Origin of the sequence: Natronomonas sp. (assembly GCF_047616845.1) — an archaeon.
In the GTDB taxonomy this organism is placed as follows: Archaea; Halobacteriota; Halobacteria; order Halobacteriales; family Haloarculaceae; genus Natronomonas.
This window is the reverse complement of sequence record NZ_JBLGBY010000032.1, coordinates 1-24,961: the sequence shown is the minus strand read 5'-3', so window position 1 is coordinate 24,961 and position 24,961 is coordinate 1. Positions and strand designations below refer to the sequence as shown.

At 63.0% G+C, this 24,961-nt stretch carries 25 protein-coding genes and 1 pseudogene; 16 read left to right on the top strand and 10 right to left on the bottom strand.

The genetic code is table 11. From position 1 onward, the window contains the following. A pseudogene (locus tag ACI8UR_RS07940) lies at window positions 1-97 on the top strand (RNA-guided endonuclease TnpB family protein); the annotation flags it as partial. An 11-nt stretch (window positions 98-108) separates the two neighbouring features. On the opposite strand, the gene prs reads toward ACI8UR_RS07940, so the two are convergent. From prs to ACI8UR_RS07915, 5 genes are all read right to left on the bottom strand, one after another. Continuing rightward, window positions 109-942: a ribose-phosphate diphosphokinase gene (gene prs / locus ACI8UR_RS07935; RefSeq protein WP_411716424.1), complete on the bottom strand. Its 834-nt coding sequence runs from the start codon at window positions 940-942 to the stop codon at window positions 109-111. 47 nt (window positions 943-989) lie between these two features. Then, window positions 990-1,865: a polyprenyl synthetase family protein gene (locus ACI8UR_RS07930; protein ID WP_411716425.1), complete on the bottom strand. Its 876-nt coding sequence runs from the start codon at window positions 1,863-1,865 to the stop codon at window positions 990-992. Between the two features lie 74 nt (window positions 1,866-1,939). Beyond that, window positions 1,940-2,908 carry an electron transfer flavoprotein subunit alpha/FixB family protein gene (locus ACI8UR_RS07925; protein ID WP_411716426.1) on the bottom strand — a complete coding sequence of 323 codons (969 nt, stop codon included), beginning with the start codon at window positions 2,906-2,908 and terminating at the stop codon, window positions 1,940-1,942. Next, a complete protein-coding gene (locus tag ACI8UR_RS07920) occupies window positions 2,905-3,699 on the bottom strand; it encodes an electron transfer flavoprotein subunit beta/FixA family protein (protein WP_415087734.1) in 795 nt (264 codons plus the stop codon). Before ACI8UR_RS07920 ends, ACI8UR_RS07925 begins: the two co-directional genes overlap by 4 nt. Before the next feature lie 121 nt (window positions 3,700-3,820). Then, entirely contained in the window at window positions 3,821-4,957 is a 1,137-nt protein-coding gene (locus tag ACI8UR_RS07915; protein WP_411714445.1) for a helix-turn-helix transcriptional regulator, read from the bottom strand. Between the two features lie 152 nt (window positions 4,958-5,109). Here ACI8UR_RS07915 and ACI8UR_RS07910 point away from each other — a divergent pair, with 152 nt between their 5' ends. Together ACI8UR_RS07910 and ACI8UR_RS07905 are read left to right on the top strand one after the other, a co-directional pair. Then, a complete protein-coding gene (locus tag ACI8UR_RS07910; protein WP_415087732.1) occupies window positions 5,110-6,330 on the top strand; it encodes a hypothetical protein in 1,221 nt (406 codons plus the stop codon). A 36-nt stretch (window positions 6,331-6,366) separates the two neighbouring features. Then, window positions 6,367-6,879: a type IV pilin gene (locus ACI8UR_RS07905; RefSeq protein ID WP_411714443.1), complete on the top strand. Its 513-nt coding sequence runs from the start codon at window positions 6,367-6,369 to the stop codon at window positions 6,877-6,879. Here ACI8UR_RS07905 and ACI8UR_RS07900 read toward each other — a convergent pair. Next, window positions 6,819-7,484, bottom strand: coding sequence for a methyltransferase domain-containing protein (locus tag ACI8UR_RS07900; protein WP_411714442.1), 666 nt, complete (start codon window positions 7,482-7,484; stop codon window positions 6,819-6,821). The two genes, ACI8UR_RS07905 and ACI8UR_RS07900, sit on opposite strands and share 61 nt — an antisense overlap. Before the next feature lie 112 nt (window positions 7,485-7,596). On the opposite strand from ACI8UR_RS07900, the gene ahaH reads away from it, so the two are divergent. The 10 genes from ahaH (at window position 7,597) to ACI8UR_RS07850 (ending at window position 17,287) form a co-directional block, all read left to right on the top strand. Continuing rightward, entirely contained in the window at window positions 7,597-7,929 is a 333-nt protein-coding gene (gene ahaH / locus ACI8UR_RS07895; protein WP_411714441.1) for an ATP synthase archaeal subunit H, read from the top strand. Beyond that, window positions 7,916-10,108: a V-type ATP synthase subunit I gene (locus ACI8UR_RS07890; RefSeq protein WP_411714440.1), complete on the top strand. Its 2,193-nt coding sequence runs from the start codon at window positions 7,916-7,918 to the stop codon at window positions 10,106-10,108. The genes ahaH and ACI8UR_RS07890 overlap by 14 nt, the downstream gene beginning before the upstream one ends. 205 nt (window positions 10,109-10,313) lie before the next feature. Beyond that, window positions 10,314-10,580: a F0F1 ATP synthase subunit C gene (locus ACI8UR_RS07885; RefSeq protein ID WP_411714439.1), complete on the top strand. Its 267-nt coding sequence runs from the start codon at window positions 10,314-10,316 to the stop codon at window positions 10,578-10,580. A gap of 22 nt (window positions 10,581-10,602) precedes the next feature. Next, window positions 10,603-11,184: a V-type ATP synthase subunit E gene (locus ACI8UR_RS07880; RefSeq protein ID WP_411714438.1), complete on the top strand. Its 582-nt coding sequence runs from the start codon at window positions 10,603-10,605 to the stop codon at window positions 11,182-11,184. Then, window positions 11,181-12,242, top strand: coding sequence for a V-type ATP synthase subunit C (locus ACI8UR_RS07875; protein WP_411714437.1), 1,062 nt, complete (start codon window positions 11,181-11,183; stop codon window positions 12,240-12,242). The genes ACI8UR_RS07880 and ACI8UR_RS07875 overlap by 4 nt, the downstream gene beginning before the upstream one ends. Then, the gene (locus ACI8UR_RS07870) at window positions 12,239-12,559 is read left to right on the top strand and encodes a V-type ATP synthase subunit F (protein WP_411714436.1); all 321 of its coding nucleotides are present in this window, start codon (window positions 12,239-12,241) and stop codon (window positions 12,557-12,559) included. The genes ACI8UR_RS07875 and ACI8UR_RS07870 overlap by 4 nt, the downstream gene beginning before the upstream one ends. A 2-nt stretch (window positions 12,560-12,561) precedes the next feature. Beyond that, the gene (locus ACI8UR_RS07865; RefSeq protein WP_411714435.1) at window positions 12,562-14,319 is read left to right on the top strand and encodes an ATP synthase subunit A; all 1,758 of its coding nucleotides are present in this window, start codon (window positions 12,562-12,564) and stop codon (window positions 14,317-14,319) included. A 2-nt stretch (window positions 14,320-14,321) separates the two neighbouring features. Beyond that, window positions 14,322-15,737: an ATP synthase subunit B gene (locus ACI8UR_RS07860; RefSeq protein ID WP_411714434.1), complete on the top strand. Its 1,416-nt coding sequence runs from the start codon at window positions 14,322-14,324 to the stop codon at window positions 15,735-15,737. Between the two features lie 119 nt (window positions 15,738-15,856). Further along, entirely contained in the window at window positions 15,857-16,555 is a 699-nt protein-coding gene (locus ACI8UR_RS07855) for a V-type ATP synthase subunit D (protein ID WP_411714433.1), read from the top strand. A 333-nt stretch (window positions 16,556-16,888) separates the two neighbouring features. Next, window positions 16,889-17,287 carry a DUF6276 family protein gene (locus ACI8UR_RS07850; protein WP_411714432.1) on the top strand — a complete coding sequence of 133 codons (399 nt, stop codon included), beginning with the start codon at window positions 16,889-16,891 and terminating at the stop codon, window positions 17,285-17,287. Between the two features lie 193 nt (window positions 17,288-17,480). Here ACI8UR_RS07850 and prf1 read toward each other — a convergent pair whose 3' ends face one another. After that, window positions 17,481-18,737 (bottom strand): peptide chain release factor aRF-1, encoded by a 1,257-nt coding sequence (prf1, locus tag ACI8UR_RS07845; protein WP_411714431.1) that lies wholly within the window; start codon window positions 18,735-18,737, stop codon window positions 17,481-17,483. A gap of 357 nt (window positions 18,738-19,094) precedes the next feature. Here prf1 and ACI8UR_RS07840 point away from each other — a divergent pair, with 357 nt between their 5' ends. The 3 genes from ACI8UR_RS07840 (at window position 19,095) to ACI8UR_RS07830 (ending at window position 21,827) form a co-directional block, all read left to right on the top strand. Next, entirely contained in the window at window positions 19,095-20,168 is a 1,074-nt protein-coding gene (locus ACI8UR_RS07840; RefSeq protein ID WP_411714430.1) for a PGF-CTERM sorting domain-containing protein, read from the top strand. Window positions 20,169-20,340: 172 nt separating this feature from the next. Further along, window positions 20,341-21,597 carry an RNA-guided endonuclease InsQ/TnpB family protein gene (locus ACI8UR_RS07835; RefSeq protein ID WP_411714429.1) on the top strand — a complete coding sequence of 419 codons (1,257 nt, stop codon included), beginning with the start codon at window positions 20,341-20,343 and terminating at the stop codon, window positions 21,595-21,597. 98 nt (window positions 21,598-21,695) lie between these two features. Beyond that, a complete protein-coding gene (locus ACI8UR_RS07830; protein WP_411714428.1) occupies window positions 21,696-21,827 on the top strand; it encodes a hypothetical protein in 132 nt (43 codons plus the stop codon). A gap of 11 nt (window positions 21,828-21,838) precedes the next feature. Here the strand turns inward: ACI8UR_RS07830 and argS are convergent, their stop codons facing one another. The 3 genes from argS to ACI8UR_RS07815 form a co-directional block, all read right to left on the bottom strand. Continuing rightward, window positions 21,839-23,581, bottom strand: coding sequence for an arginine--tRNA ligase (gene argS, locus ACI8UR_RS07825; RefSeq protein WP_411714427.1), 1,743 nt, complete (start codon window positions 23,579-23,581; stop codon window positions 21,839-21,841). Between the two features lie 104 nt (window positions 23,582-23,685). After that, the gene (locus tag ACI8UR_RS07820) at window positions 23,686-24,195 is read right to left on the bottom strand and encodes an HTH domain-containing protein (RefSeq protein WP_415087731.1); all 510 of its coding nucleotides are present in this window, start codon (window positions 24,193-24,195) and stop codon (window positions 23,686-23,688) included. 198 nt (window positions 24,196-24,393) lie between these two features. Further along, window positions 24,394-24,861 carry an HTH domain-containing protein gene (locus ACI8UR_RS07815; protein ID WP_415087730.1) on the bottom strand — a complete coding sequence of 156 codons (468 nt, stop codon included), beginning with the start codon at window positions 24,859-24,861 and terminating at the stop codon, window positions 24,394-24,396. Window positions 24,862-24,961 lie beyond the last annotated feature (100 nt).

Here is a 24,961-nt window from a genome sequence, read left to right as displayed (position 1 = left end):
GGAGACTGCGCTCCCTGTGGATACACCTGTGTCTGCAAAGCGCGTCGTGGAAACAGGAAGCCCCACCCTCAAGCGCGAGCCGTCAGGCGAGCGGTAGGGTGGGGTAGTTCACAGCTCGTCGGCGATAGCTGGGGCTGCACTCACGGCAGACACCGACCGTTCTATCGTATCCGTACCATACACCGCGTCCACGCCAGCGTTCGCGAGTTTCGTCCGGGCGCTGGCGGCGAGCATCGGGTGAACGCAGGTGACGAAGACCCGCGCCGGCTCGACGAGCTGTTCGATGGCGGTGCTCATCGTCGACCCCGTCGCGATGATGTCGTCGACCAACACGACATCGCGACCCGCCGTCGCCGCGTCGCTGGGCTTGATCTCGACCTCGGTGTCGGAAACGCGGTGTTTCTCGAAGAAGTCCGTCTCACCCTCGCCGTATTCGTTCCGAACCGCCTCGGCATGGTCGATAGCGCCTGCGTCGGGTGCCAGGAAAAGCGGCTCCGAGAGGTCGGGAAGGGGGTCGGCGAGACGCCCCGCAGCGTCGACAGCCGCGCAGGGCACGTCGAAGAAATCGCAGACGGCGGCTTCGTGGGGGTTGACGGTGACGACGCGGTCGGTACCGGTCGAGATCGCCCGAGCCATCGCACGCGCGGAAACCGGTTCGCCGGGTTCGAACGCCTCGTCCTGTCGGGCATAGCCCATGTACGGCAGCACGGTTACGACCTCGTCGGCCTGCTGGGCGGCGGCGTCCTGCAACTGGAGCAACTCGACGTGGGCTGCATCGGTGACGGTCGAAGCGACGACGACCGCACGGTCGGCGGTCTCGGGCACGCGAGCGAGCTGTTCGCCGTCGGCGAACCGTTCGTACTCCGCGGGTGCGAGCGGTTCGCCGAGTTCGGCCGCAAGCGCCGCCGCGATATCCTGTGAGGCGGAACCCGGAACTATCATGCGCGAGGTTCCGAGGCCCGCGGGTAAACACGTTTATATTCGCCCCGTCAGCGCTCGCGGACGACGACGAACTCCGCGAGGTCTTTCAGATAGCCGACGGCCTCCGTATCCGTGACATCGGCGGCTTCAAGCGCTGCAAGAGCCGCATCCGACTCCTCCCGTGCACGGGCGTTCGCCTCCTCGGGTGTCATCTCGGTTATCTGCACCAGCGAGGGCCGTTCCATCTCGGCGTCTTGGCCCGTCGGCTTGCCGAGTGCCGCCGAATCGGCGGTCGCGTCGAGCACGTCGTCCCGAATCTGGAAGGCAACGCCGACCTCCTCGGCGTACTGGCCGAACGCTTCGACCGTGTAAGCGTCGGCGTCGGCGGCGATGGCGCCCAGTTCCGCCGCCGCCCGGAACAGCGCCCCCGTCTTCCGACGGGCAAGCTCCATGTACTCCTGTTCGGTCGCCGGCTGTGCGACGAGTTCGGTCGCCTCGCCCTCACCGAGTTCGACCATCGCTTCGGCGACGACTCGCATCGCGCGTTCGTCGGCCGAAAAGAGCGCGAACGCCTCGCCCAACAGACCGTCGCTGGCGACGATGGCCGATCCGTGGCCGAACGCCGCCCACGCGCTGTCGACGCCGCGGCGGAGCTCCGAGCGGTCGATGATGTCGTCGACGACCAGCGAGGCGTTGTGAACGAGTTCGATACCGACCGCGAAATCGACGGCATTCCGGGAGGCCTCGGAACCGCGGCCGTCGTCGCCGGCAAGCTCTCCGCCCGCAGCCTCGAAGGCGAGTAGCGCGACCATCGGCCGGACGCGCTTGCCGCCGGAGAGCGAAACGTGTTCCAGACGCTCCGTCATCGCGTCGGGCTCCGTGTCGTCGAGAACGGCCTCCAGCCGCGACTCGACCAGCGCCCGCCGACGCTCCAGATACTCCATAAAAGAGGTAGGTTCGGTCGCCGGAAGTACGTGACGGATACCGACGATGTCTGCCGAAAGATGTGCGGCCCGAATTATATATCGGGCGCTTCGCCGCCGAACTCCTCGATGAGTTCGGGGACGACATCGAAGAGGTCATCGACGATACCGTAGTCGGCGAGGTCGTAGATGGGCGCGTTGGGGTCTTTGTTGATCGCGATGATCGTTTCAGCGCCCTTCATGCCAGCGACGTGCTGGACAGCGCCGGAGATGCCGATGGCGATGTAGACGTCGGGCGTGACGACCTTCCCGGACTGACCGACCTGACGGTTCTTCGGCAGCCAGCCGTTGTCGACGATGGGACGCGAGGACGAAAGTGTCGCATCGAGCGTATCGGCAAGCGCCTCGACGAGCGGGAGGTTCTCCTCCTCCTCGATACCGCGGCCGATGGAGACGAGCACGTTCGCCTCGGTGATGTCGACATCGCCGCCGCCGACTTCTTCGAAGCCGTTGACGGTCGTGCCGAGGGCGTCCTCGTCGATATCCGCATCGAGGGCTTCGATTGCGGCATCACCGCTGGATTCGGCGGTCGGCCACTCGGCCGAGCGGATGGTGACTGCGTACTGGTCGGCATCGATGTCGTACGTCGTCTCGACCTTGCCACCGTACTGTTCGCGGGTGACCTCGACGGGCTGGCCGCCCTCGAGGGCGATGGTGTCGGTGACGAGCGGGATATCGAGGCTCTCGGTGATGGCCGGCGCGTAGTCGAGGCCGTTGACCGAGTTCGGCATCAGAAGCGCCGTCGGGTCGAGTTCAGCGTGGAGCTGCTCGACGGTCTGCGTGTAGACGCCGTGGTTGAACTCCTCGCCCTCATCGACGGTGTAGATGGTGTCGACGCCGTCGCGGTTCAGATCGTCGGCGAAGCCATCGACATCGCCGCCGATGACGACGAGGTTAAGTTCGCCGCCGAGTTCGTCAGCCAGTTCGCGGCCGGCACTGATGAGCTCGAAGGAGACGTCGCGGAGGTCACCACGTCGGTGTTCGGCGACGGCAAGCACACTCATCCTTCGACCACCCCCTTGTCACGGAGGAACGAAGCCAGCTCTTTTGCGGTGTCGCCCGCGCTGCCTTCCCAGAGCGTGGCCTCGCTTTCGGTTTCTGGCTCGTACATGTCCGTGCGCTCGACCGGCGTTTCGACGACGCTGTCGTCAAGGCCGATTTCGTCGAGGCTGTTCACGTCGAGCGGCTTGCGCTGGGCCTGGCGGATGCCACGGAGGCTCGCGTAGCGCGGCTCGTTGATACCGGTCTGGATGGTCAAGACGGCGGGGAGATCGACGTCGGTCAGCTCCTCGACACCGCCTTCGAGTTCGCGGCGGATGTTCGCGATGCCGGCGTCAGCATCGAGGTCGAGTTTGTTGACGACGGCTGCCCACTCGAAGCCGAGGCGTTCGGCAAGCGCGACACCCGTCGCGCCGTTGGCGTCGTCGCCGGCCTGGACGCCCGAGAGGATGAAGTCGGGGGCTTCCTCTTCGGCGACGGCGGCGAGCAGTTCGGCTTTCGTGTCGACGTCGAGGAACTGAGCACTCTCGAGGGCGTCGTCCCACACGCGAATCGCGCGGTCGGCGCCTTTTGCCAAGGCCATCCGGATGGTCTCCTCGGAGCGCTCGGGCCCGATGGTGACCGTGACGACCTCCACGTCGTCGTTCTCCTCGCTGATCTGTACGGCTTCCTCAACGGCGTAGTCGTCCCACTCGTTGAGGTCGTATTCAAGAGAGGCGTCGTCGATGTCGAGTCCCGAGATCTGGAACTCGTCTTCGACCGCTGCCACCTCTTTTACGGTGACGAGTATTTTCATAGCGGCTAGTCACTGGTAATGACGACTGTCCGTGGTTAAACGTTTCCGAATCGTACAGCCATTTGCGCCGAAACTTGCCGATGTAGCCACTGTCAGGCAGGAAACGAAAATACCGTTGTCGCTACTCCTCGGCGTCCTCGCCGAGGTCACCGACGCTCTCTCCAGGCAGGCTGATGAGGTTCTCCCGGCCGATTCGCAGTTTATCGACGCGCCCCTCATCGGCCATCGAGGAGAGAAGCTGGGAGACTTTCGCGTTCGACCAGCCGGTCTCTTTGACGATGTTCGCCTGCTTCATCCGTCCGCCGTTCTGTTCGAGCAGATACTCGACGCGTTCCTCGTCGGAGAGGAGTTCGGGGTCTGGTGCGGGTTCGGCGGCCCCGGCGTCCGGTTCCGCCCCGGATGCGTCCGGTGACTCCCCACCGGATGTCGTCGATTCGGCGTCGGTACCGCCGTTCGAAGCCGCGTCGTCGGCAGCCTCGCCCTCGGCCGGGGGGCCGGCCGGCGAGGGCTCGACGCCGCCACTACGCCGCCAGAGCAGGTACAGTCCGAGAGCGAGCGCCGCCGCACTAAGCAACACCGCACCCGCGAGCAGCACCGTCGAGATGCCGCTCTCCTCGCTGGGAGCAAGCTGTGGATAGACGATCTCGAAGTAGCCAGGCTCGAACGTCTGTGGGCCCTCCCATCGGAGGTCGCCACCGTCAGCACCGATGGGCGACGTGGACGGGCCACCATATCCAGGGGGCGACCGGATGATGAGGGTCTGGCCCTCTTCGAGTCCGGGCAGCCACGTCCCGTCAGTCGTGTTGAACGCGTCGTCAACGTACAGCGTGCCGTTCTCGTCCTGTCGTGCGAACGATGTCCACGTGAACGAGACGCTGAGTTCGCCGTGACGGGACACGTTCTCATCCGCTTCGGTTTCGTTGACGATGGCGCTATCTCTGCTCGTCGATTGGATGTTCATCTCGCGGCCGCTTGCAGCCGACGCTTCCGTGGCCGCCCGTTCGAAGACGTCAACGCCGAGCTGGAAGTCACGCTCGCCGTTCTCGAACGCCTCGGCGAACGACCGGAAGTTATCGACATCGGATTGGTTCTCCAGCGGCACGGTGGCGACGATCGTCCAGCGGGCGTCGCCGTCGTTCTCGAGCTGGATTTCGAGTCGGGTCTCTTCAGTGTCTGACTGTGCGCTCGCTGGCACGACACCAACGACGAGCGTAGAGACGAGGAGGACACACAGCAGGGCAGAGACCCGACGCCGCATGCAGCCCCATGCACGCCCGTTGCGGAAAACGCTTTCTATCACGCGATAAAACGTCTCCAGCGCCGATAAAGCGTTTCGAGCGATTTACAGCGCGTATTTTCGGCGTGACGGAGACGGTCGGCTTTTTGGTATCGGGCGTCGACAGCCCTGTCATGGACGGTTCCCGCGTCGTTGCAGTCGCCTTCCTCCTCTGTGTCGCCTCCTTCGCCGGCCTCCCCGCCGGGGCAACGACCCAGGAGGGTGAGATGGCCACCCAGGAGCAGGGGCTGACGGTCGTCTCGGATGAGAACACCTCCGAATATCTCGCACCACCGGAAGGTGGAATCGACCGGTCAGGCCAGCAGAACATCTCTATCGATGTCGCTGGCGCGGTCAGCGCGAACGCTGGCGAGGTGCAGCTCACGTATCTACGGGTGTCCACCCAACGGGCGTATCGGGACGCCCAAACCGACGCCGAGCGCCGCGCGATGGTCAACGAAAGCGCTCGCAAGTACGCAGAACGGGTTGACCGCTTCGAATCGACCGAACAACGGGCTATCGAGCGCTATCGGCTCGGCGAGATCAGCGAACGGGAACTCCTCCGGACGCTGTCTGTCGTGAGCCAGAAGGCGACGACGCTTTCGGACGCCGTCGAGCAACTCGAAACCAGGGCGAGCAACCTCGGGATGGATGAGACGGCAGCCCGGCTTTCCACCGACCAGGTTCGGCTTGCCCGGCTCGACTCCCCCGTTCGAAACGACATCGGCGCGGCACTCGACGGCGAACGGACGGTTCGCGTCCACGTCGAATCGAGCGGTGACGCACTCGTCCTCGTTACCGTGGAGCGGAGTGGTGTTGAGCCGACGTACGTCAGGGAAGCCCACAACCCGTCGGCCAAGACCGTCAATATCGGAGACCGCTACAACAGTAGTCCGTTGCGGGCACTCGACCGCATCGAGGAGCTGTATCCGTGGGTAATCGATAACGACGATGGCATCTCCGCGACCGCAATCGGCACCTCACAGGTTCGTGTCTACCGATTCATCGTCGCACATCCGCATGGACAACTGGAAGCCCACCTCGACGGCGGGTCGGGGAACATCCTCAGGGAAGTTCAGCGAAAGAACGTCGGGCGCGTCCCCACAACCACTATCGAAACCACGGAGGGCGACCTCACGCTCCGTTTGAACACGACTCGGGCCGGCGGGCCGCTCGGAATCTCGACCATCGACGACACGACGGGCGAGCGCCTCGACGCCCGTGTGACAGTGAACAACGACCGTATCGGCTCGACAGGGGGCCGAGAACTCTGGACGGTCGCTCCCCGTGGCACCGTGGCGGTGAACGTGACGCATAACGGTCGGACGGTGACGATTCAGACGAACCTCGAATAGCGACCTCTTTTATATGATGACGGGGGCACCGGCGGTATGTCCGGCCGTGCCGTCGCCCCTGTCATCGGCGTCGTCTTGCTGACTGCGATAACCGTCGTCGCGGCCTCCGCACTCGGCGCAGCAGTGGTGGTCGACCCACCCGAACCGCCGCCGACGGCCGCCTTCGACGCCGAAGCCGATTCGGCGGGCGAGATTCGGGTGACGCATCTCGGTGGCGACCCTCTAGCGACGGAGTCGCTTCGTGTTCGCGTCCGCGTGGACGAGGAGCCACTTGAGGAACAGCCGCCGGTACCGTTCTTCGCGGCTCGTGGCTTCGAGAGTGGCCCGACGGGGGCGTTCAACAGCGCGACGGCAGGCGAGTGGCGGGCGGGCGAGACCGCCGGCTTCACGCTCGCAGGGACGAACGAGCCGTCGCTGTCGGTCGGGAAATCAGTCGAAATCAGCCTCTATGCGGATGGGCAGCGAATCGCAGTTCTCGAAACAGCCGTTCAGGCCGCCTCGACGGCGTCGACATCGGTCGGCTCTTCGGTGTCGTCCTCGGGGACGTAAGCGATGGTCGTAATCGCGCGCGGCGTTCCGGGTGCTCGCTGTTGGATGTGGTGTTCGAACTCCTCGAAGCCCGCTTCGGCGAACATCCGGTCGGCCTCGTCTTCGTCGTAGAACAGCATGATAGCGTCGGCGAGCCGCTGGAACACCGAGGAACTCGGATAATCCGGCCCGACGACGAGGACGGGACAGCCGGGTTTCGTGACGCGGCGAGCCTCCTCGAGGGCGGCGACCGGGTTCGGCCAGTACTCGATAGAGCCGGACGACCAGTAGGCATCGAAGCTGTCGTCGTCGAACGGCAGTCGCTCGGCGTCACCGCGCGTGAACGTGACGTTCCCGCGTTTGCCGAACTTCTCGAATGCCTTCTCCAGTTGGTGGGCCGACTGGTCGAGCCCCCAGACGTCGTTGGTGTGCTGGAGCAGGCCTTCGGTCGCGAAGCCGGTGCCACAGCCGACGTCGAGAACGCGGTCGTCATCCTCGATGCCGAACCAGTCCAGGGCCTCATCGCGCATCTCTTCGTTCCAGATGAAGGGGTTGATGGTGTCGTACACCTTCGAGAGGTACTTGTAGAAGAGTCGCGCGCGTGCTTTGTCTTCGAGGACTCCCATTGGGCGTCCGTTGGGACGGTTCGGCCATAACTCCCTTGATTCGGGCAGTCGGGGCGAGAGCCGTTTCGCAACTACCAAATAGGCCCTTTCCGAACCACCTGATGATATAATTATGGCCAGGCCAGAGGTTCTTGACCGAATCAAAGAGGCCGAGCGTGAGGCTGACGAGATCGTCGCCGAGGCGGAGGAAGAACGCGAAGAGCGCATCGCCGAGGCACGCGAAGAGGCCGAGCGCACTCGCGAGGACGCCCGCCAGGAGGCCCAGGAGCTGAAAGACGAACGCCTCGAGGAAGCGCGCGAGGGGATCGAAGCCGAGCGCGAAGCGATCCTCGCCGAAGGCGTCGAAGAGCGCGAGGCGCTCGAAGCCCGCGCGGACGCACAGCGCGACGAGGTGGTCGAACACGCGGTCGAGCTGTTCACGGAGGCGGTAGATGCTCAGACCTAAGCGGATGAGCCGGGTCTCGGTAACGGGATCCAAGCGCGTGATGGACGACACCATCGAGGCCGTCCACGACCTGAACCTGCTGCACGTCACCGAGTACGACGGCACCTGGGACGGGTTCGAACCCGGCGACCCCGTCGACGGCGCGGAAGACGCCGCACAGAAGCTCGTCACCATCCGTGCACTCCAGAGTACGCTCGACGTCACCGAAGAGGACGCCGGGCGACAGCGCATCATCGAGGACGAAGCGCTCGACGCGGAGCTCGAGGAGACCCGACAGCGGGTCAACGAACTCGACGACGAGCGCTCGGAGCTGGAGGACGAACTCCGCGACATCGACGAGAAAATCGAGACGGCTCGTCCCTTCGCGGAGCTCGGCATCGACCTGGATCTGCTCTCCGGCTACGATTCGCTGGCCACCGCGGTCGGCGAAGGCGACACGGACGCGGTTCGTGACGCCGTCGAGAGCACCGAGGCGGTCGAGGCGTACGAGCTCATCGAGGAGAGCGGCTACGTCGCCCTCTTCATCTACCCCAGCGTCGACATCGAGGACGCCCTCGTGGGCGCGGCGTTCACCCGGTACGAGGTTCCCGACCTCGGTGGCAGCGACGAGGCGACGAGCCCGGAGTCGTACATCGACGACCTCGAACACCGCCGCCAGCAGGTCGAGTTGGAACTCGAAACCGTCGAAAGCGAGCTCGAAGACCTGAAACACGAGGTCGCCAGCTTCCTGCTTGCGGCCGAGGAGAAGCTCTCGATCGAGGTACAGAAGGGTGAAGCGCCGCTGACGTTCGCAACGACGGAGAACGCCTTCGTCGCCGAGGGCTGGATCCCGACCGAGCGATACGCGGACTTGCTCGAAGGGCTACAGTCGACGGTCGCCGACCACGTCGAGGTCGAAGAGCTGGAGCGTGCCGATTACGACGAGCACGGCCATCCCCACGACCGCGAGGGCGTTGGCGGCTCGGACAGCTCCGGCGAAACAGTCGCTGCCGACGGCGGAACCGCCATGAGCGGTGGCGAACCGCCGGTCGTTCAGGACAATTCGGACGTCGTCAAACCGTTCGAGACGCTCGTCGAGGTCATCAACCGACCGAAGTACACGGAGATCGACCCGACGTTCGTCCTGTTCCTGACGTTCCCGCTGTTCTTCGGCTTCATGATCGGTGACCTGGGCTACGGACTGCTGTACATCGGCCTGGGCTACCTGTTGATGAGCCGCTTCGAATCGGACGCGATCCGGTCGCTGGGTGGTGTCGGCATCTTCGCCGGTATCTTCACGGCAATCTTCGGTGTGTTGTACGGCGAGTTCTTCGGCCTGCACCAGCTCGGTGAGATCGTCTGGGACGGCTCGCCACCGATTCATAAGGGGCTGACTCCTGAACACGCCGATTACGCAATCGGCTGGCTCGTCGTGAGCCTGCTCGTCGGCGTCGCCCATCTGGCCGTCGGCTGGATATTCGACTTCTACGAGAACCTCTCACACGGCCTCGGCGACGCCGTGATGGAGAGTGGATCGTGGCTGATGATGATGTTCGGCCTGTGGGCGTGGATCTTCGCCGATGCGCCGCCGGCCGGCGCCGCACCTGACCTGCTCGTCGGTGCCGAGGAGGGAGTCTTCGCCGGCCATCCGTTCGCGCTCGGCTTCACCGGCCTCCCCGAAATCGTCGGCTTCGCTGGGCTCGCGATATTCTTCGTCGGGCTCGTGTTGCTCATCGTCGGTGAACCCATCGAGGGCGTCGAGTTCCTCAACGTCCTCGTGAACGTGCTCTCGTACACCCGGCTGGCTGCAGTGCTGCTCGCCAAGGCAGGGATGGCCTTCGTGGTCAACCTCCTGTTCTTCGGCGTCTACGTCACCGAGGAACACGAGGGTGGCGAGACGGTTGAGGCGTGGCACTACGGCGTCGGCGGGATGCCCAAAGAGACCGGCGTGATGTATCACGGCCACGAGGTCGTCGAAATCATGTCGCCCGGCCTGCTGCACGGCGGCATCGCGGCCGCGCTCGGCGGGATTCTCGTGCTCGTCATCGGCCACCTGCTCGTGCTCGCACTCGGTATCACGAGTGCCGGCCTGCAGGGGGTTCGTCTCGAGTACGTGGAGTTCTTCGGGAAGTTCTACGAGGGCGGCGGCAAGTCCTACTCGCCGTTCGGCTACGAGCGGAACTACACGACCGAGGACTGAGCTCGGTTTCGCGCCGCCGAGGCGATTTGTATAATTATCCGGACAGTTCTTTTGTGGTCACAGCGTCCGCAGGCCACAGTAGTGGTGGGTATTCACATACAGGGGAACGAGCGTTTCTTCGCGGTGTTTGGGAAGCTTTATGAAGCTAGTGGGAACATATCCGCCTGTTCGGAAGCGAGTCAACCCCACAGAGGATTAATAAAACATGATGGAACTTGCTGCGATTCTTGGTAGTGTTGCACCGGTACTTCAAACGGCAGGCGAATCCGGCCCCGCCCTCTCGGCATCCGGCGCTGCGGCGCTCGCGGTCGGCCTCGCGGCGCTCGGCGCAGGAATCGCCGAGCGTGGTATCGGCGCTGCGGCGATGGGCGCCATCGCGGAGAACGAGGAACTCTTCGGCCGCGGCCTCATTATGACGGTGCTGCCGGAGACGCTCGTTATCCTGGCGCTGGTCGTCGTCTTCGTCGTCTAAACCGACTCAATTTTTCCAAACAATGAGCCTTGATACGGTCGTAGAGGACATCCGAGATGAAGCCCGCGCGCGTGCAGAGGAGATTCGCACGGAGGGCAAAGAGCGCGCCGAGGAGATCGTCTCCGAAGCCGAGCGTGACGCCGAGGACATCCGAGAGGAGGCCGAACGCGAGGTCGAACGAGCGATCGATCAGGAGCGCGAACAGCGGCTTTCGAGCGCGAAACTGGAAGCGAAACAGGAACGGCTCGAAGCCCGACGCGAGGTTCTCGAGGAGGTCCGCGACGACGTCGAAGCACAGATCGCCGATATCGACGGCGAGGAACGCGAGGAGCTGACCAGGACGCTCCTGGATGCGGCAGCCGAAGAGTTCGAAGACGTCGAGACGGTCGTCGTTCACGGCCGTGCGGACGACACCGAACTGCTCGAATCCGTCGTCGAGGATTACGACGGCTTCGAGGTCGGCGACCCCGTCGACTGTTTCGGCGGTGTCACCGTCGAGTCCGAGGAATCCCGCGTTCGAGTGAACAACACGTTCGACTCCGTCCTCGAGGAGGTCTGGGAGGAGAACCTGCGCGAAATCAGCGCGCGCCTCTTCGAAGAATGAACGTCAAATCGGAAGGGAGTTCGAACTACGAATACGTCACGGCGCGAGTCCGCTCGCGACGGGCGAAGCTGTTCGACGAGGACGATTACCGTAAACTCGTTCGAATGGGCCCCGGCGAAATCGCCCGCTTCATGGAGGAAACCGAGTACGAGACCGAGATGAACGCCCTTGGTGCACGACACTCGGGCGTCGACCTCGTCGAGTACGCGCTGAACCGGAACCTCTCGAAGCATTTCGACGACCTGTTGACGTGGGCGAGTGGCTCACTGTACGGGTACATCGCAACCTACCTCCGGAAGTTCGACGCCTGGAACGTCAAGACGGTTATCCGCGGTATCTACACGGACGCAGAGCGCGACGAAATCGAGGACGATCTCATCCGGACGGGCGAGTTCTCCGACCGGCAGCTCGACCGCCTCGTCGAGGCGGCGAGCATCGAGGACGTCGTCGAGCAGCTCTCGAACACGATCTTCGGCGACCCGCTCGAAGACGCCTACTCGGATTTCGAAAGCGAAGGCGTCCTCGTGCCACTTGAGAACGCCGTCGACCGTGCGTTCTACGCGCACCTGCTCGAAGGCACCGGCGACGCAGAGCCGGACACGCCGGAGGCGCTGTACACGGAGTTCCTGAAAGCGGAGATCGACTTCCGGAACCTCCGAAACGGGCTGCGTATCGCACGCAGCGGCGCCGACATCGATCCCGCCGCATACTTCATCGACGGCGGTCGGCTGTTCCGACCCGATGAACTGCGCCAGCTGGCCTCGAACACCGAGGAACTGGTCGCACGCATCCGTGAGGGGCCGTACGGCGACGAACTGGAGGACGCACTCGACGAGCTTGCGGACGCCGAGAGCCTCATCCAGTTCGAACACGCCCTCGATGCGGCGCTGCTTGAGTATTCGAGCAAGCTCTCGAACCGCTACCCGCTGTCAGTGTGTCCGGTGCTCGCCTACGTGCTCGCAAAGGAGCGCGAGGTCGAGAACATCCGGGCCATCGCCCGCGGCCGCGAAGCAGGACTCTCCGTCGAGGAGATCGAAGAGGAGCTGGTGATACAATGAGCCAGGAGATCGCCGTCGTCGGCAGTCCGGATTTCACGACCGGCTTCCGCCTTGCGGGCGTTCGCCGGTTCGAGAACGTCCCGGACGCCGACAAAACAGAGGAACTCGACGACGCCGTCGAGACGGTGCTTGATGACGAGAACGTCGGTATCGTCGTGATGCATGACGAGGACGTCGAGCAGCTCTCCCGTACAGTTCGACAGCGAGTCGAAACGAGTGTCGAACCGGTCGTCGTCACACTGGGTGGCGGCACCGGTTCAGGCAATCTGCGCGAGCAGATCAAACGCGCCATCGGCATCGACCTGATGGAAGATTAATCATGAGTCAAGCAACTGAGACCGAAACAACGAGTGAGGGCGTCATCGAGAGCGTCAGTGGTCCTGTCGTGACCGCTGTCGACCTCGACGCCCGCATGAACGACGTCGTCTACGTCGGCGAGGAAGGCCTGATGGGCGAGGTCATCGAGATCGAGGGGAACCTCACCACCATCCAGGTGTACGAGGAGACCTCCGACGTCGCCCCCGGCGAACCGGTCGAGAACACGGGCGAACCGCTGTCCGTCGACCTCGGCCCCGGAATGCTGGACAGTATCTACGACGGCGTTCAGCGACCGCTGGACGTCCTCGAAGAGCAGATGGGTGCATTCCTCGACCGCGGTGTCGACGCACCCGGTATCGACCTGGAGAAGACCTGGCAGTTCAACGCCGAAGTCGAAGAAGGTGACCAGGTGTCTCCCGGCGACGTCGTCGGTATCGTTCCCGAAACCGAAAGCATCGACCACAAGGTGCTCGTGCCGCCGGGCTACGAGGGTGGCGAAGTCACCGCCGTCGAGTCGGGTAATTTCACCGTCGAGGAGACGGTCGTCGAACTCGACAACGGCGAAGAGATCAAGATGCGCCAGGAGTGGCCGGTTCGAGAACCGCGCCCCACCGTCGAGAAGGAGACGCCGACGACGCCGCTCGTCTCCGGACAGCGCGTCCTCGACGGCCTCTTCCCGATTGCGAAGGGCGGGACGGCCGCGATTCCGGGGCCGTTCGGCTCCGGGAAGACGGTCACCCAGCACCAACTCGCCAAGTGGGCCGACGCGGACATCGTCGTCTACGTCGGCTGTGGTGAGCGTGGCAACGAGATGACGGAGGTCATCGAGGACTTCCCGGAACTGGAAGACCCGAAGACCGGCAAGCCGCTCATGTCTCGGACGTGCCTCATCGCGAACACGTCCAACATGCCCGTGGCAGCCCGTGAGTCCTGTGTGTACACGGGAATCACCATCGCCGAGTACTACCGTGACATGGGCTATGACGTGGCGCTAATGGCCGACTCCACCTCCCGGTGGGCCGAGGCCATGCGTGAAATCTCCTCGCGACTCGAGGAGATGCCGGGCGAGGAGGGGTACCCCGCGTACCTCGCCGCCCGCCTCTCGGAGTTCTACGAGCGCGCCGGCAAGTTCCAGAACATCAACGGCAGCGAGGGCTCGATTTCGGTTATCGGCGCCGTCTCGCCGCCGGGTGGTGACTTCTCGGAGCCGGTCACGCAGAACACGCTCCGTATCGTGAAATGCTTCTGGGCGCTCGACGCCGACCTCGCGGAGCGTCGGCACTTCCCCTCCATCAACTGGAACGAGTCGTACTCGCTGTACAGCGAGCAGCTCGACCCCTGGTGGCGTGAGAACGTCAACGAGGAGTTCCCCGAGGTGCGGCAGTGGGCCGTCGACGTCCTCGACGAGGAGGCCGAACTGCAGGAGATCGTCCAGCTCGTCGGCAAGGACGCCCTGCCGGACGACCAGCAGCTGACCCTCGAGGTCGCACGGTACATCCGTGAAGGCTGGCTCCAGCAGAACGCGTTCCACGACGTGGACACCTACTGTGAACCCGAGAAGACCTACCTGATGCTGACAGCGATTCAGCACTTCAACGACGAGGCCTTCGACGCACTCGAAGCCGGCGTCCCCGTCGACGAAATCGTCAACGTCGACGCCCTGCCGCGTCTGAACCGGATGAACACCCAGGAGGATTACGAAGCGTTCATCGGCGAACTGAAAGACGACGTCTCGGAGCAACTCCGGGAGAAGTACTGACCATGCAGAAAGAATATCAGACCATCACGGAGATCAGCGGCCCGCTGGTGTTCGCCGAGATCGACGAGCCCGTCGGCTACGACGAGATCGTCGAGATCGAGACACCGAGCGGCGAGACGCGCCGCGGCCAGGTGCTCGAAACGACCTCCGACTACGTTGCGATCCAGGTGTTCGAGGGGACCTCGGGCATCGACCGCAACTCGTCGGTTCGGTTCCTCGGTGAGACGCTGCAGATGCCGCTGACCGAGGAACTCCTCGGTCGTGTCCTCTCCGGCTCCGGTGAGCCCATCGACGGTGGCCCCGAGATCGAGCCCGACGAGGAACGAGAGATCGTCGGCGCAGCCATCAACCCCACCGCACGGGAGTATCCCGAGGAGTTCATCCAGACGGGTGTCTCTGCCATCGACGGCATGAACACCCTCATCCGTGGGCAGAAGCTGCCCATCTTCTCCGGCTCCGGCCTGCCGCACAACGACCTGGCACTGCAGATTGCTCGTCAGGCGACCGTTCCCGAAGAAGCAAGCGGCGAGGACGAGGAGGAATCCGAGTTCGCAGTCATCTTCGGCGCGATGGGCATCACCGCCGAGGAGGCAAACGAGTTCATGGACGACTTCGAGCGCACCGGTGCACTCGAGCGGTCTGTCGTCTTCATGAACCTCGCGGACGACCCCGCAGTCGAGCGGACGGTCACGCCGCGACTCGCTCTGACGACCGCCGAGTACCTCGCCTTCGATAAAGGGTACCACGTCTTGGTCATCCTGACGGACATGACCAACTACTGTGAGGCGCTCCGAGAGATCGGCGCCGCACGGGAGGAGGTGCCGGGCCGCCGTGGCTACCCCGGATACATGTACACCGACCTGGCGACGCTGTACGAGCGCGCCGGCCGTATCGAGGGTCGTGAAGGGTCTGTTACGCAGATTCCCATCCTCACGATGCCGGGTGACGACGACACGCACCCGATTCCCGACCTGACCGGCTACATCACCGAAGGGCAGATCTACATCGACCGTGACCTGAACAGTCAGGGTATCGAGCCGCCCATCAACGTCCTGCCGAGCCTCTCGCGGCTGATGGACGACGGTATCGGTGAAGGGTACACGCGCGAAGACCACGCCGACGTCTCCGACCAGATGTACGCGGCCTACGCGGAGGGTGAAGACCTGCGTGACCTCGTGAACATCGTCGGTCGCGAGGCGCTCTCCGAGCGTGACAACAAGTATCTCGACTTCGCGGACGCCTTCGAGGAGGAGTTCGTCCAGCAGGGATACGACACGAACCGCGACATCGCGGAGACGCTCGACCTCGGCTGGGAGCTTCTCAGCGCGCTGCCGCGCGAGGAGCTCAACCGTATCGACGAAGAACTCATCGAGGAGTACTACGTCGACGAGGAGCAGGCGGAAGTCACCGCCGACTAATCTGGTTCGCTCGTTCGACGCTTTTCTGTTTCGCCCGTCTCCGGAGCTTCGCTGCCGGCGTTCGGCGACGAGCCAACTGAAAAAGATTAACCCGGTTCGGTCAAAAGCCCTATTCAACAATGGCCAAGGACGTGAAACCGACGCGGAAGAACCTCATGGCGATCGAGGACCGCATCGAACTCTCCGAGCGGGGCCACGACACGCTCGAGAAGAAGCGGGACGGCCTCATCATGGAGTTCATGGACATCCTCGACCAGGCACAGGACGTCCGCTCCGACCTCGACGCCAACTACGAACGCGCCCAGCGGAACATCAACATGGCGCGGGCGATGGAGGGTGACGTCGCGGTTCGCGGCGCCGCGGCAGCGCTGAAAGAGCACCCCGAAATCACCACCCAGTCGAAGAACATCATGGGCGTCGTCGTGCCCCAGATCGAGTCGACGAAGGTGAAGAAATCCCTCGACCAGCGTGGCTACGGGCTGGTGGGCACCTCCGCTCGTATCGACGAGGCCGCGGATGCTTACGAGGAGCTGCTCGAGACCATCATCCTGGCCGCCGAGGTCGAAACGGCGATGAAGAAGATGCTCGACGAGATCGAGAAGACGAAGCGCCGCGTCAACGCCCTCGAGTTCAAGCTCCTGCCGGAACTATACGACGCACAGGAGTACATCGAGCAGAAGCTCGAAGAACAGGAGCGCGAGGAGATCTTCCGCATGAAGAAGATCAAGGCGAAGAAGGCCGAAGAGGAAGAGAAGGCTGAGGCCGAGGCCGAAGCAGAGGCCGCGACGGAAGCCGAGACGGTTACGGCCGACGACTAACGCTGCCAGCTATTCTCGTATCGAAGGCCCCAAGAACGGAGAGCTCACAGCCCAACGGGCCGGGTTTTTGCACACGGCGGTAGCTTCAAGCCATGGTCGAGGGTGCGGGCGATGAGGACGGCGACGCCGTCGTGTTCCGCAGCAACCACAGCCTCGCGGACGGGTTCGCCCTCCTGTACGTTCTGCTCGGGCTGGCCGACGGCGCGTAGTGAGACGGACTGCTGCACCTGTGTACCGCGGCGAACCCCGAGTGCAGGCGGTCGACGCGGAGATGACGTACAGCAGTCCGTCTGATGTCGGGAGGTCTATCCTTGGGCCGGCCGTACAACCGGTATGAACTGCCCAGCCTGCAACGCGTCGATGGTGGCTTTCGCGGTGCCAATGCGGTACCGCGAACACGTTCCCGAACAGTCCGACCACGCCGCGCTCTGTCCGGAGTGTCTCACACTCACCGCCGCGAATGGGGTCGACGTGAGTGAAGAGCCCCGTTTCGACCGCATCAGCAGCGCGTTTCCGACCACCGAGGCGGCTGCTGTGCCGCTCGCCCTCGCCGTCGGACTGCTCGATTCGCTCGCACTGCATCGGAGCGCCCTCGAGGAGCTGCTCGTCGACGCCGAAAGCGCGGGCGTCGACCCGCTGCTCGTGCTCGACCGCCTGCACGCACAGGGGGGTGTCCAGCCGGTGTTCGATCTGGAACGCCGACGCCACCAGCTCCAGCAACTGCTTGACTGAAGGAGATTTTTATATACGTTTTCAGGCCGTGAGCTGCGTGGTTACGCGGTGACGCAATACACGGCCAACAGAGAAGAGATGGGAAGGGTGCACTCCCTTACGGGGCTGGGGAATCGGCCGGAGCCGAAGCGTGGCCCCCGGGAGGGTCACGTTGCGCCGGCCGGGCGCGCGTTCAGCGTGCGGGTATCGAGTCTTAGACGCCCGTCGAGTACCGAAGGATAGCCGCGATGCCGCCGAAGGCGGTGAGCAGTTGCTCGCCTTTCTCGAAGTCCGTCGAGATGAACTTCATATCGGAGCCGCGCTGCTCTGCGAGCTCCATCAGGTGATCGATGGCGTCCTCACGCTCGGCGACCTCGGCTTCGCCGCCGCTCTCGCAGGTGTGGGTCGGCGTCTCAGCACGGCGGTCGACGAGTTCGAACTCCTCGCGACCGTCACAGTCGTAGGTGACGACATCCTTCCGGAGGTCTTCGCTGATGAGGAGCCGGTCGACCGACCCCATCATGAGGTTCTGCCGAGTGGCATCGAAGCCGTAGGTGGCCTTCTGGCCGTCGTGGAGCTGTTCGAAGAACTCCTCCATCTCGGCTTTGTCCTTCATCACCTCCGTTTCGGCCAGCACGTCCTGGGCGGCGTCGACGAGATCGTAGAGACCGGATTCGTCGGTGTAGGAGACATCGAACTTCCCGAGCACCAGGTCTCGGAGCTCGTGATGGAGGTAGTCGCCGTCAAGGAACTCGTCTTTCGTCGGCGAGGGGCCGCCGACGAGAATGCCGTCCATCTCGTGGCGCTCCGGGACGAAGAGGTCATCGGCCATCCCCGCGACCTCCTGATAGAAGTTGTCGATGGCCTCAAGCCGCAGACGGGCGAATCGCTGGGCGGACTGGCCACCTTTCCGCTGTTTGCCGGGGACGAGCGAGGAGGCGGATTTGACCGGCTCGACGCGTTTGCCCTTCAGCCAGCCGACGTTAGCCTCCCGTCGGTCGAGGACGATGAGCCCGTATAGACCTTTGTCGCCGAGCATCTCCGCCAGCGGCTCTGTGAGGAAATGGGAATCGCAGTGATAGCGGAACGACTGGATCGGATCCGGCGGGGATTCGAGCACTTCGGTGACCATGTCCGTCTGCCCGCCGCCGGCGTCGACGGCGCCGGAGAAGAGAACCATCCCGTTCTCGGGTGGGTGGACGTCGTAGTATTTCAGGCGGTCTTTGATGCTCGTCAGGGCGTCCTGAACCGCGGTTCGAGTCTGTTTGGATTTGATGTTGGACGCTTCGCTGTGCTCCTGGGTGACGTGGGCGACCACGTCGCTTATCAATCTCTCTTCGGGGATGTATATCGAAACGAGCTGGGTTCCGGAACCCGAGTACGCATCGAGTTCTTCGATGACCTTCTGGAACTCGTATTTCTGTTTTTCAGAGAAATCTTCTGTAATACTATTGTCGGAGGCGTCCGTCATTGGTCTTATAGAAGAGACGGTCACCAAGACAGTAAAGGTGTCCGCTTCCAAGGCTGAAGAATGGGGGGAGTACGTGGAAGAGAACGCCGAATCCGACAGTATCAGCCACCGTATCCGGCTCTCGGTTCAATAACTCGGTTACTTGCGGTCGTGGATTTATACGCGGTGGCCGATTCCGGCCCAATCCTCGCCGGTGTTTCTGCGGCAGTGCCGTTGACTGCCGGGGCGCTGTTCGAATCCCCCTCCGCTGAACTGGAAGTATACGGTGCCACTCATATACTCTATTCGAACGGTTGCCTTTAAACACCAGATATACCACCGAAAAGGTTAATTTAATGTTAACTTCTGCTGGCCCTTATGGAGAGACTACAGCAATCAGCCGCAATACTCGTAGCGACGTTCCTGGTCGTCTGGCTGGTCGCGGCAGTCGCCGGGCTCAGTGGAACGGTCGCGGCAGACAAACATACGTACGAAGACGCCGAGAATTATACTGAGGCGGGTAACTTTACCATTGAGGCATATGCCCAAACCGACCACTACCCCGGCGATCAGAATAAGGAGAACGGAAGTATCATTTATTACGCTAAGCTCGCAGATATAATTTACGAAGTCGGTGGCGAAAACGGTACGTGGTCTGATTTCATCATCATCAATGCCGATTGGATAGACTACAGCGCCTGTGATACTGAGAACACCGCCGTCTTCGGCATTGATAGAAACGACACGTATACCGGTACGCAAGTCGACGAAGACCTCGTCGAACACCAAGAAAAGGTAACGTTCCGGGATGACGGCCTCACGATCAACTTCCTCGACTGGAACGACTTCGGCGGCGACCCCCCATATTTCAATCCGCGTGGTGATGAAATCGTTGCCAATCAGGGTGGAGGCTCGAACGGCGGTACGTGTCTGACCTACACCAGCGAACCCGGCTGGTACACGTTGCAAGGCTTCTTGAACGGCACCGAAGCAAAAGCGGGCTGTACCGAGGAAGGAAATGCGGATTGCCAACCCCCCGAAAGCGCCGAAAAATCTGGAGGCTACATGTGGACACGACCATATTTCTACATCTGTGAGTGCGACAGCCGCGAGGAGGCTCGCGACAAACTCGGCCCGCCGCCGAACAAAGAAGGCGAGTCGACACCCACGCCAACCCAGAGCGGCGAGACCCCGACCGCCACCCCGACCGCCACACCGGCCCCCAGCGAAACGCCAACGGCCACCCCCGAACCGGATGATACCCCGACGGCAACTGCGGCCGACGACACCGGCGACGACACCGGCGAGGACACGCCAGCAAACACCGAAACCCAGGCACAGAACGGTGGCAGCAACACCACCCCGACCGTCGGTGGCGGCCCCGGCTTCGGCGCCATCCTCACCCTCACCGGCCTCCTCGCCAGCGCACTCCTCTTACGACGACGGTCGTAGCGAGTATTCAGTTATTTATCGCAGCACTGAGCCGGTGACCGGTGGAGGACGTAGTCATAACCGACTTTTATCAGTGGACAAGGCGAATACCCCGAGGCTTGACCTCGGGGATGAAGCCGACAACCCGTGATACAAACCATTAACTCAACACATCCCTAATCAAGCGGCAGCGATGGAACACAGTCACCGCTACCAGGCCTACCCGACACAAGAGGTAGCCGGTGAACTGGAACACCATCTTGACGTTCATCGCCAACTCTACAACCACGTCCGCTGGGACTACGAAAACAGCCCGGACGACGACAAGCCAAGCGAGTACGACCAGAACAACAAACTCCCCGAGTTGAAACGAACGTGGCCGGTGTTCGGTGAACTGCACTCGAAAGCCGCCCAAGCCACCGTCGCACGCTTTCACCGCAACCTCTCGAACCTTCGCAAGAAGAAAGAGCAGGGGTACAACGTTGGTCGGCTCAAACGGCAAGCACCAATTGATTACCGAAGCGTGACATACAATCAGTCCGGTTTCGACCTCGATGAAAAGAGGGGCCGCGACAGGTTCGTTTCTGTTCGCTTCAGCAAAATCGGATGGGTCAAAATCCGCTACCACCGCCCGATTCCCGACCACGCCACCATCAAAGAGGTCACGTTCAAGAAAGAACGAACTGGGGAATGGTTCGTCTCCTTCGGCCTCGAAACAGACGATTCCAACCTGCCAGAAAAACCCGACGTGGACTCGCTCGACGCCAGCAATAGTGTGGGTATCGACCTCGGTATCCTGAACTACATCCACACCAGCGACGGCACGACTGTGGATTGGCTCAACCTCGAAGACGAGTACCAACGTCTTCGCCGTGAACAACGCAAACTCTCGCGGAATGAAAAGGGGTCGAACAACTACGAGAAACAACGCCGGGAAGTGGCGAAGGTCAAGCGCCACATCCAGCAGAAGGTGCTGGACTACCAGCATAAGATAACAACGTGGCTCGTCAAGGAGTACGACGCCGTGTTCGTGGAGGACTTAGACGTGAAGGGGATGCTGGAGAAGTCGCATAACGCTCGCAACAAGCAGGATGCGGCGTGGCGACAGTTCATCACCCTCCTCGAATACAAAGGCGGCCTGTACGGCTGTCACGTCGTGCAGGTTGAGGCCCGAGGAACGACCAAAGAGTGTGCGTCGTGTGGTGTGGAGACGGCGAAGCCTATCTGGGTGCGGGAACATTCGTGCCCGTCCTGTGGATTTGAAGCAGATAGAGACGCTAATGCGGCGATGAATGTCCTGCAACGCGGCTTTTCTGAGTTAGGGGTGGGATGGCCCGAAGATACGCCTGTGGAGACTGCACTCCCTACGGACACCCATTCGGTGTCTGCAAAGCGCGTCATTGAAGCAGGAAGCCTCGGGGTCGTCCGAGACGGCGAAGCCGTCTCGTGATGACGAAAGAGCTGCGCTCTCTCGAACCACTTGACCCCGAGGCGATTCACCGCGCCCGGAAGGTAAGGCCTATCTGCTCGGTTCGCGCATACACGCGTATGTCACAGCGTGAGGACAGTTCGGTTCCGCTCTCCTGGATCGCCATCTTCCTGCTTCTCGCACTCGGCCTCGGCGCCGCGGCCGTTCTCGCTGTCGGCGGCGACATCCTGCCGATGGTCGCGCCGATCTGAGGCGGTTCTGATTACATCGAGTCCGGCGCTTCCACGCCCAGAACGTCCAGTGCGTTCGCAACGGCGTGCCGGGCGGCACCGACCAAAGCGAGTCGGGCCGCCTGCGTCGCCTCGTCTTCTGCGGTCAACACCGGACACTCCCGATAGAAGGTGTTGAACTGGTCGGCGAGTTCGCGGGTGTACGTCGCGACCTGGTGGGGCTGGTGGTCGTCGGCCGCCTCGTCGATGACGCCCGGGAACCGCGCGAGCGTGCGAATCAAATCCCGTTCGGCCTCGGTCGTGAGCTCCGAAACGTCGGCGACGGGTTCGATGTCGCCAGCCTCGTCGAGGATGCCACAACAGCGGGCGTGGACGTACTGGACGTATGGCGCCGACTGGGCCTCGAAATCCAGCGCACGCTCCCACTCGAAGGTGATGCCTTTCGCCGGCTGTTTCGAGACGATGTCGTAGCGGACGGCGCCGACGCCGACCTGGCGGGCGATGCGGTCGACATCCGCTTCGGTGAGTTCGTCGCCGCGGAGGCGGTCTTCGAGACGGTCTTCGACCTCTTCGCGGGCTCGGGCGATGGCCTCATCGAGCAGGTCATCGAGTTGCACGCCCGTCCCCTTCCGGGTGGACATCTTCCCCTCGGGGAGGTTGACGTACGAGTAGATGACGTTGTCAAGCTGGTCGGTGTCGTTGCCGAGCAGCTCCAGTGTCGTCCCCAACTGCTCGGCTTGCAGCTTGTGGTCTTCGCCGAGCACCGTCACGGCGCGGTCGTAGTTGTCGAACTTCCACTCGTGGTGGGCGAGGTCACGCGTCGTGTACAGCGACGTGCCGTCCGCGCGCAGGAACACGAGGTTCTTCTCGATATCATCGAACGCCAGTTGCCAGGCGTCGTCCTCGTAGACGGACTGGTCGAGCTGTTTGAGTCGGGCGATAACGTCGTCGGTCGAGCTGTTCCGCATGAACCGCGTCTCCTTGACGAACTCGTCGAACTCCGCGGGCAGGCGCCCGAGACACTCTTTCATCCCGTCGAGGACTGTGTCGACGACCTCGCCGACCCGTTTGTAGGCCGCCTCGTCGCCTTCCTCGAGCCCCTGAAGGATGGCCTGAATCTCGTCTTCGGCGGCTTCGACCTCATCGGGGTCGCCCTCCTCTAAGAACTCGTTGCCTCTCCGGTAGTATCGAACCATTCGGTATTCGGTGCGGTCGCGGGCCGGCTCCGGGAGGTCGTCCTCACCGAACGTCTCGTAAGCCCACGTGAACACGGCGATCTGTCGGCCGGCGTCGTTGACGTAGTAATGCCGGTCGACATCATAGCCGGCGTACTCGAGCAAGTTCGCAACGGCGTCACCGATGATGGGGTTTCGCGCACGCCCAACGTGTACCGGGCCGGTCGGATTGGCAGAGGTGTGTTCGACGACGACGGACGTCTCCTTGTCGGCGAGCGTGCCGTAGGCGTCGTCCTGACCGGCTTCGAGTGTACCCTGGAAATACGACTCCGTGGGGTGGAAGTTCAGATACGGGCCGGTCGGCTCGACGCGGTCGATGTAGTCGTACTCGTCGGCGTCGACGTCGCCGGCGAGGTCGGCGGCGACCTGCGGCGGCGGGGCTTCGAGCTCGCCGGCCAGCCGGAAGGCGACGCTCGAGGCGAACACGGCGTCGACGTCTTCCGGCGGCTCCTCGATGCCGAGGTCGTCGGTCGGCAGCCCACGGGCTTCGAGCGTGTCGCGAAGCGCCGTAGCGACCGACTCGCGAAAGGCAAGGAACATATCCACAGTTCGTCGGGCGGGTCAAAAGGGCCTTCCGGAACGTGCGCCGACGAAGAGTAGTTCCACGGGGGCGAAGTCGTGCCCGTACGGCCGCCGACCGGCCCTCAGGACTTCCGGACGTTCCCGATGGGGTCGCCGTTGCAGAGCGCCTGCATGCAGTCCTCGATGCTGTGGTGGTCGCCGTCACTCCAGTATGGATACAGCGCACTGAGAACGCCGTCTTCCCTGTGTGCGATACAGATGGCTGGCAGATCGACGATACGGTCGTCGGCTCCCGTCGCCGGACGCGCCTCGAAGAAGGGTTCCAGCGCCCTGACCCCGGCGGCGTCGACGAACTCGTCGTACAGCGCGACCGCCGCGGCCTCGGTGTCGGTGTCGGCCGGCTCCCGGGCCCGCTCGGGCCAGCCGACGACCTCGGCGTCCTCGAGGACGCCTGCCTCTACCAGTCGGTCGACCGTCTCCCGAACCCGAACCTGGCGGTTCCGAACCGCCGAGGACACCCCGGTTCGGAGGTAGACGGCCACCGACCCGTCAACGGCCTCACGGTCGGCGATCTGCACGACTATCGGGTCGTCGTCGGATTCGCGACCTTGGCCATCCAGACCCCGGATCATGAAAAGATAACAGACAGCCAGATATAAAAGGTTTCTGTGATAGAGATACAAACTATATTGCTGATTCTAAGCGCATATGTCCGGCTATTTTGATATTCATTCCCTAATGGTCGTTTCCATACGTTCGTACACGGTGCTCCAGGGATAGAAGCAGCCGACTGCTGGATGAAGCCGAAAAGAGGGCCGTATCTTCGGGTTTCAGGCGGTGCGGTCGACGTTCTCGACGCGGTCGCCACCACAGAGGGCACGGAGGCCGTCCTCGACGGTCTGGGTGTCGCCGTTCTTCGTTCGGGGGTACAGCCCGGTCAGCTCGCCGACCTCCCGAACTGCGATACAGACATCGGGCAGGTCGAAGGCGTTGCCGTCCGCGAACTCCTCGAAGAACGGCTCGAGGTCGCCCTCACCGACGACATCGGTGAACTCCTCGAAGTACGAGACGACATCGGCGTCCTGCCAGGCGATAACGGACGTGTCGTCGAGCACGCCGGCGGCCTGCAGGCGGTCAAGCTCGTCGATGACCGACCGCTGGCGCGTTCGGGCGTCGCCGGAGACGGATTCGTTCACGTAGACGGTGATATCGCCGTCGAACGACTCCCGCTCTGCAACCTTGATGATCGTCGATTCGTCCGTGCCGGACGTTCCGCGTGAGTCGAGCCCTCTAAGCATATTTTATACTACCCGAGATACCTAAAAAGGATTCCGTATTGACATCCTCCCCGCCATAGAGGGCGAGGAGTCCCACGAAGGTGGTCTTCGTTGCGTTAGG

Coding starts and splice junctions, on each gene's coding strand:
- prs (WP_411716424.1), bottom strand. CDS start 942: ATGATAGTTCCGGGTTCCGCCTCACAGGATATCGCGGCGGCGCTTGCG.
- ACI8UR_RS07930 (WP_411716425.1), bottom strand. CDS start 1,865: ATGGAGTATCTGGAGCGTCGGCGGGCGCTGGTCGAGTCGCGGCTGGAG.
- ACI8UR_RS07925 (WP_411716426.1), bottom strand. CDS start 2,908: ATGAGTGTGCTTGCCGTCGCCGAACACCGACGTGGTGACCTCCGCGAC.
- ACI8UR_RS07920 (WP_415087734.1), bottom strand. CDS start 3,699: ATGAAAATACTCGTCACCGTAAAAGAGGTGGCAGCGGTCGAAGACGAG.
- ACI8UR_RS07915 (WP_411714445.1), bottom strand. CDS start 4,957: ATGCGGCGTCGGGTCTCTGCCCTGCTGTGTGTCCTCCTCGTCTCTACG.
- ACI8UR_RS07910 (WP_415087732.1), top strand. CDS start 5,110: ATGGACGGTTCCCGCGTCGTTGCAGTCGCCTTCCTCCTCTGTGTCGCC.
- ACI8UR_RS07905 (WP_411714443.1), top strand. CDS start 6,367: ATGTCCGGCCGTGCCGTCGCCCCTGTCATCGGCGTCGTCTTGCTGACT.
- ACI8UR_RS07900 (WP_411714442.1), bottom strand. CDS start 7,484: ATGGGAGTCCTCGAAGACAAAGCACGCGCGCGACTCTTCTACAAGTAC.
- ahaH (WP_411714441.1), top strand. CDS start 7,597: ATGGCCAGGCCAGAGGTTCTTGACCGAATCAAAGAGGCCGAGCGTGAG.
- ACI8UR_RS07890 (WP_411714440.1), top strand. CDS start 7,916: ATGCTCAGACCTAAGCGGATGAGCCGGGTCTCGGTAACGGGATCCAAG.
- ACI8UR_RS07885 (WP_411714439.1), top strand. CDS start 10,314: ATGATGGAACTTGCTGCGATTCTTGGTAGTGTTGCACCGGTACTTCAA.
- ACI8UR_RS07880 (WP_411714438.1), top strand. CDS start 10,603: ATGAGCCTTGATACGGTCGTAGAGGACATCCGAGATGAAGCCCGCGCG.
- ACI8UR_RS07875 (WP_411714437.1), top strand. CDS start 11,181: ATGAACGTCAAATCGGAAGGGAGTTCGAACTACGAATACGTCACGGCG.
- ACI8UR_RS07870 (WP_411714436.1), top strand. CDS start 12,239: ATGAGCCAGGAGATCGCCGTCGTCGGCAGTCCGGATTTCACGACCGGC.
- ACI8UR_RS07865 (WP_411714435.1), top strand. CDS start 12,562: ATGAGTCAAGCAACTGAGACCGAAACAACGAGTGAGGGCGTCATCGAG.
- ACI8UR_RS07860 (WP_411714434.1), top strand. CDS start 14,322: ATGCAGAAAGAATATCAGACCATCACGGAGATCAGCGGCCCGCTGGTG.
- ACI8UR_RS07855 (WP_411714433.1), top strand. CDS start 15,857: ATGGCCAAGGACGTGAAACCGACGCGGAAGAACCTCATGGCGATCGAG.
- ACI8UR_RS07850 (WP_411714432.1), top strand. CDS start 16,889: ATGAACTGCCCAGCCTGCAACGCGTCGATGGTGGCTTTCGCGGTGCCA.
- prf1 (WP_411714431.1), bottom strand. CDS start 18,737: ATGACGGACGCCTCCGACAATAGTATTACAGAAGATTTCTCTGAAAAA.
- ACI8UR_RS07840 (WP_411714430.1), top strand. CDS start 19,095: ATGGAGAGACTACAGCAATCAGCCGCAATACTCGTAGCGACGTTCCTG.
- ACI8UR_RS07835 (WP_411714429.1), top strand. CDS start 20,341: ATGGAACACAGTCACCGCTACCAGGCCTACCCGACACAAGAGGTAGCC.
- ACI8UR_RS07830 (WP_411714428.1), top strand. CDS start 21,696: ATGTCACAGCGTGAGGACAGTTCGGTTCCGCTCTCCTGGATCGCCATC.
- argS (WP_411714427.1), bottom strand. CDS start 23,581: ATGTTCCTTGCCTTTCGCGAGTCGGTCGCTACGGCGCTTCGCGACACG.
- ACI8UR_RS07820 (WP_415087731.1), bottom strand. CDS start 24,195: ATGATCCGGGGTCTGGATGGCCAAGGTCGCGAATCCGACGACGACCCG.
- ACI8UR_RS07815 (WP_415087730.1), bottom strand. CDS start 24,861: ATGCTTAGAGGGCTCGACTCACGCGGAACGTCCGGCACGGACGAATCG.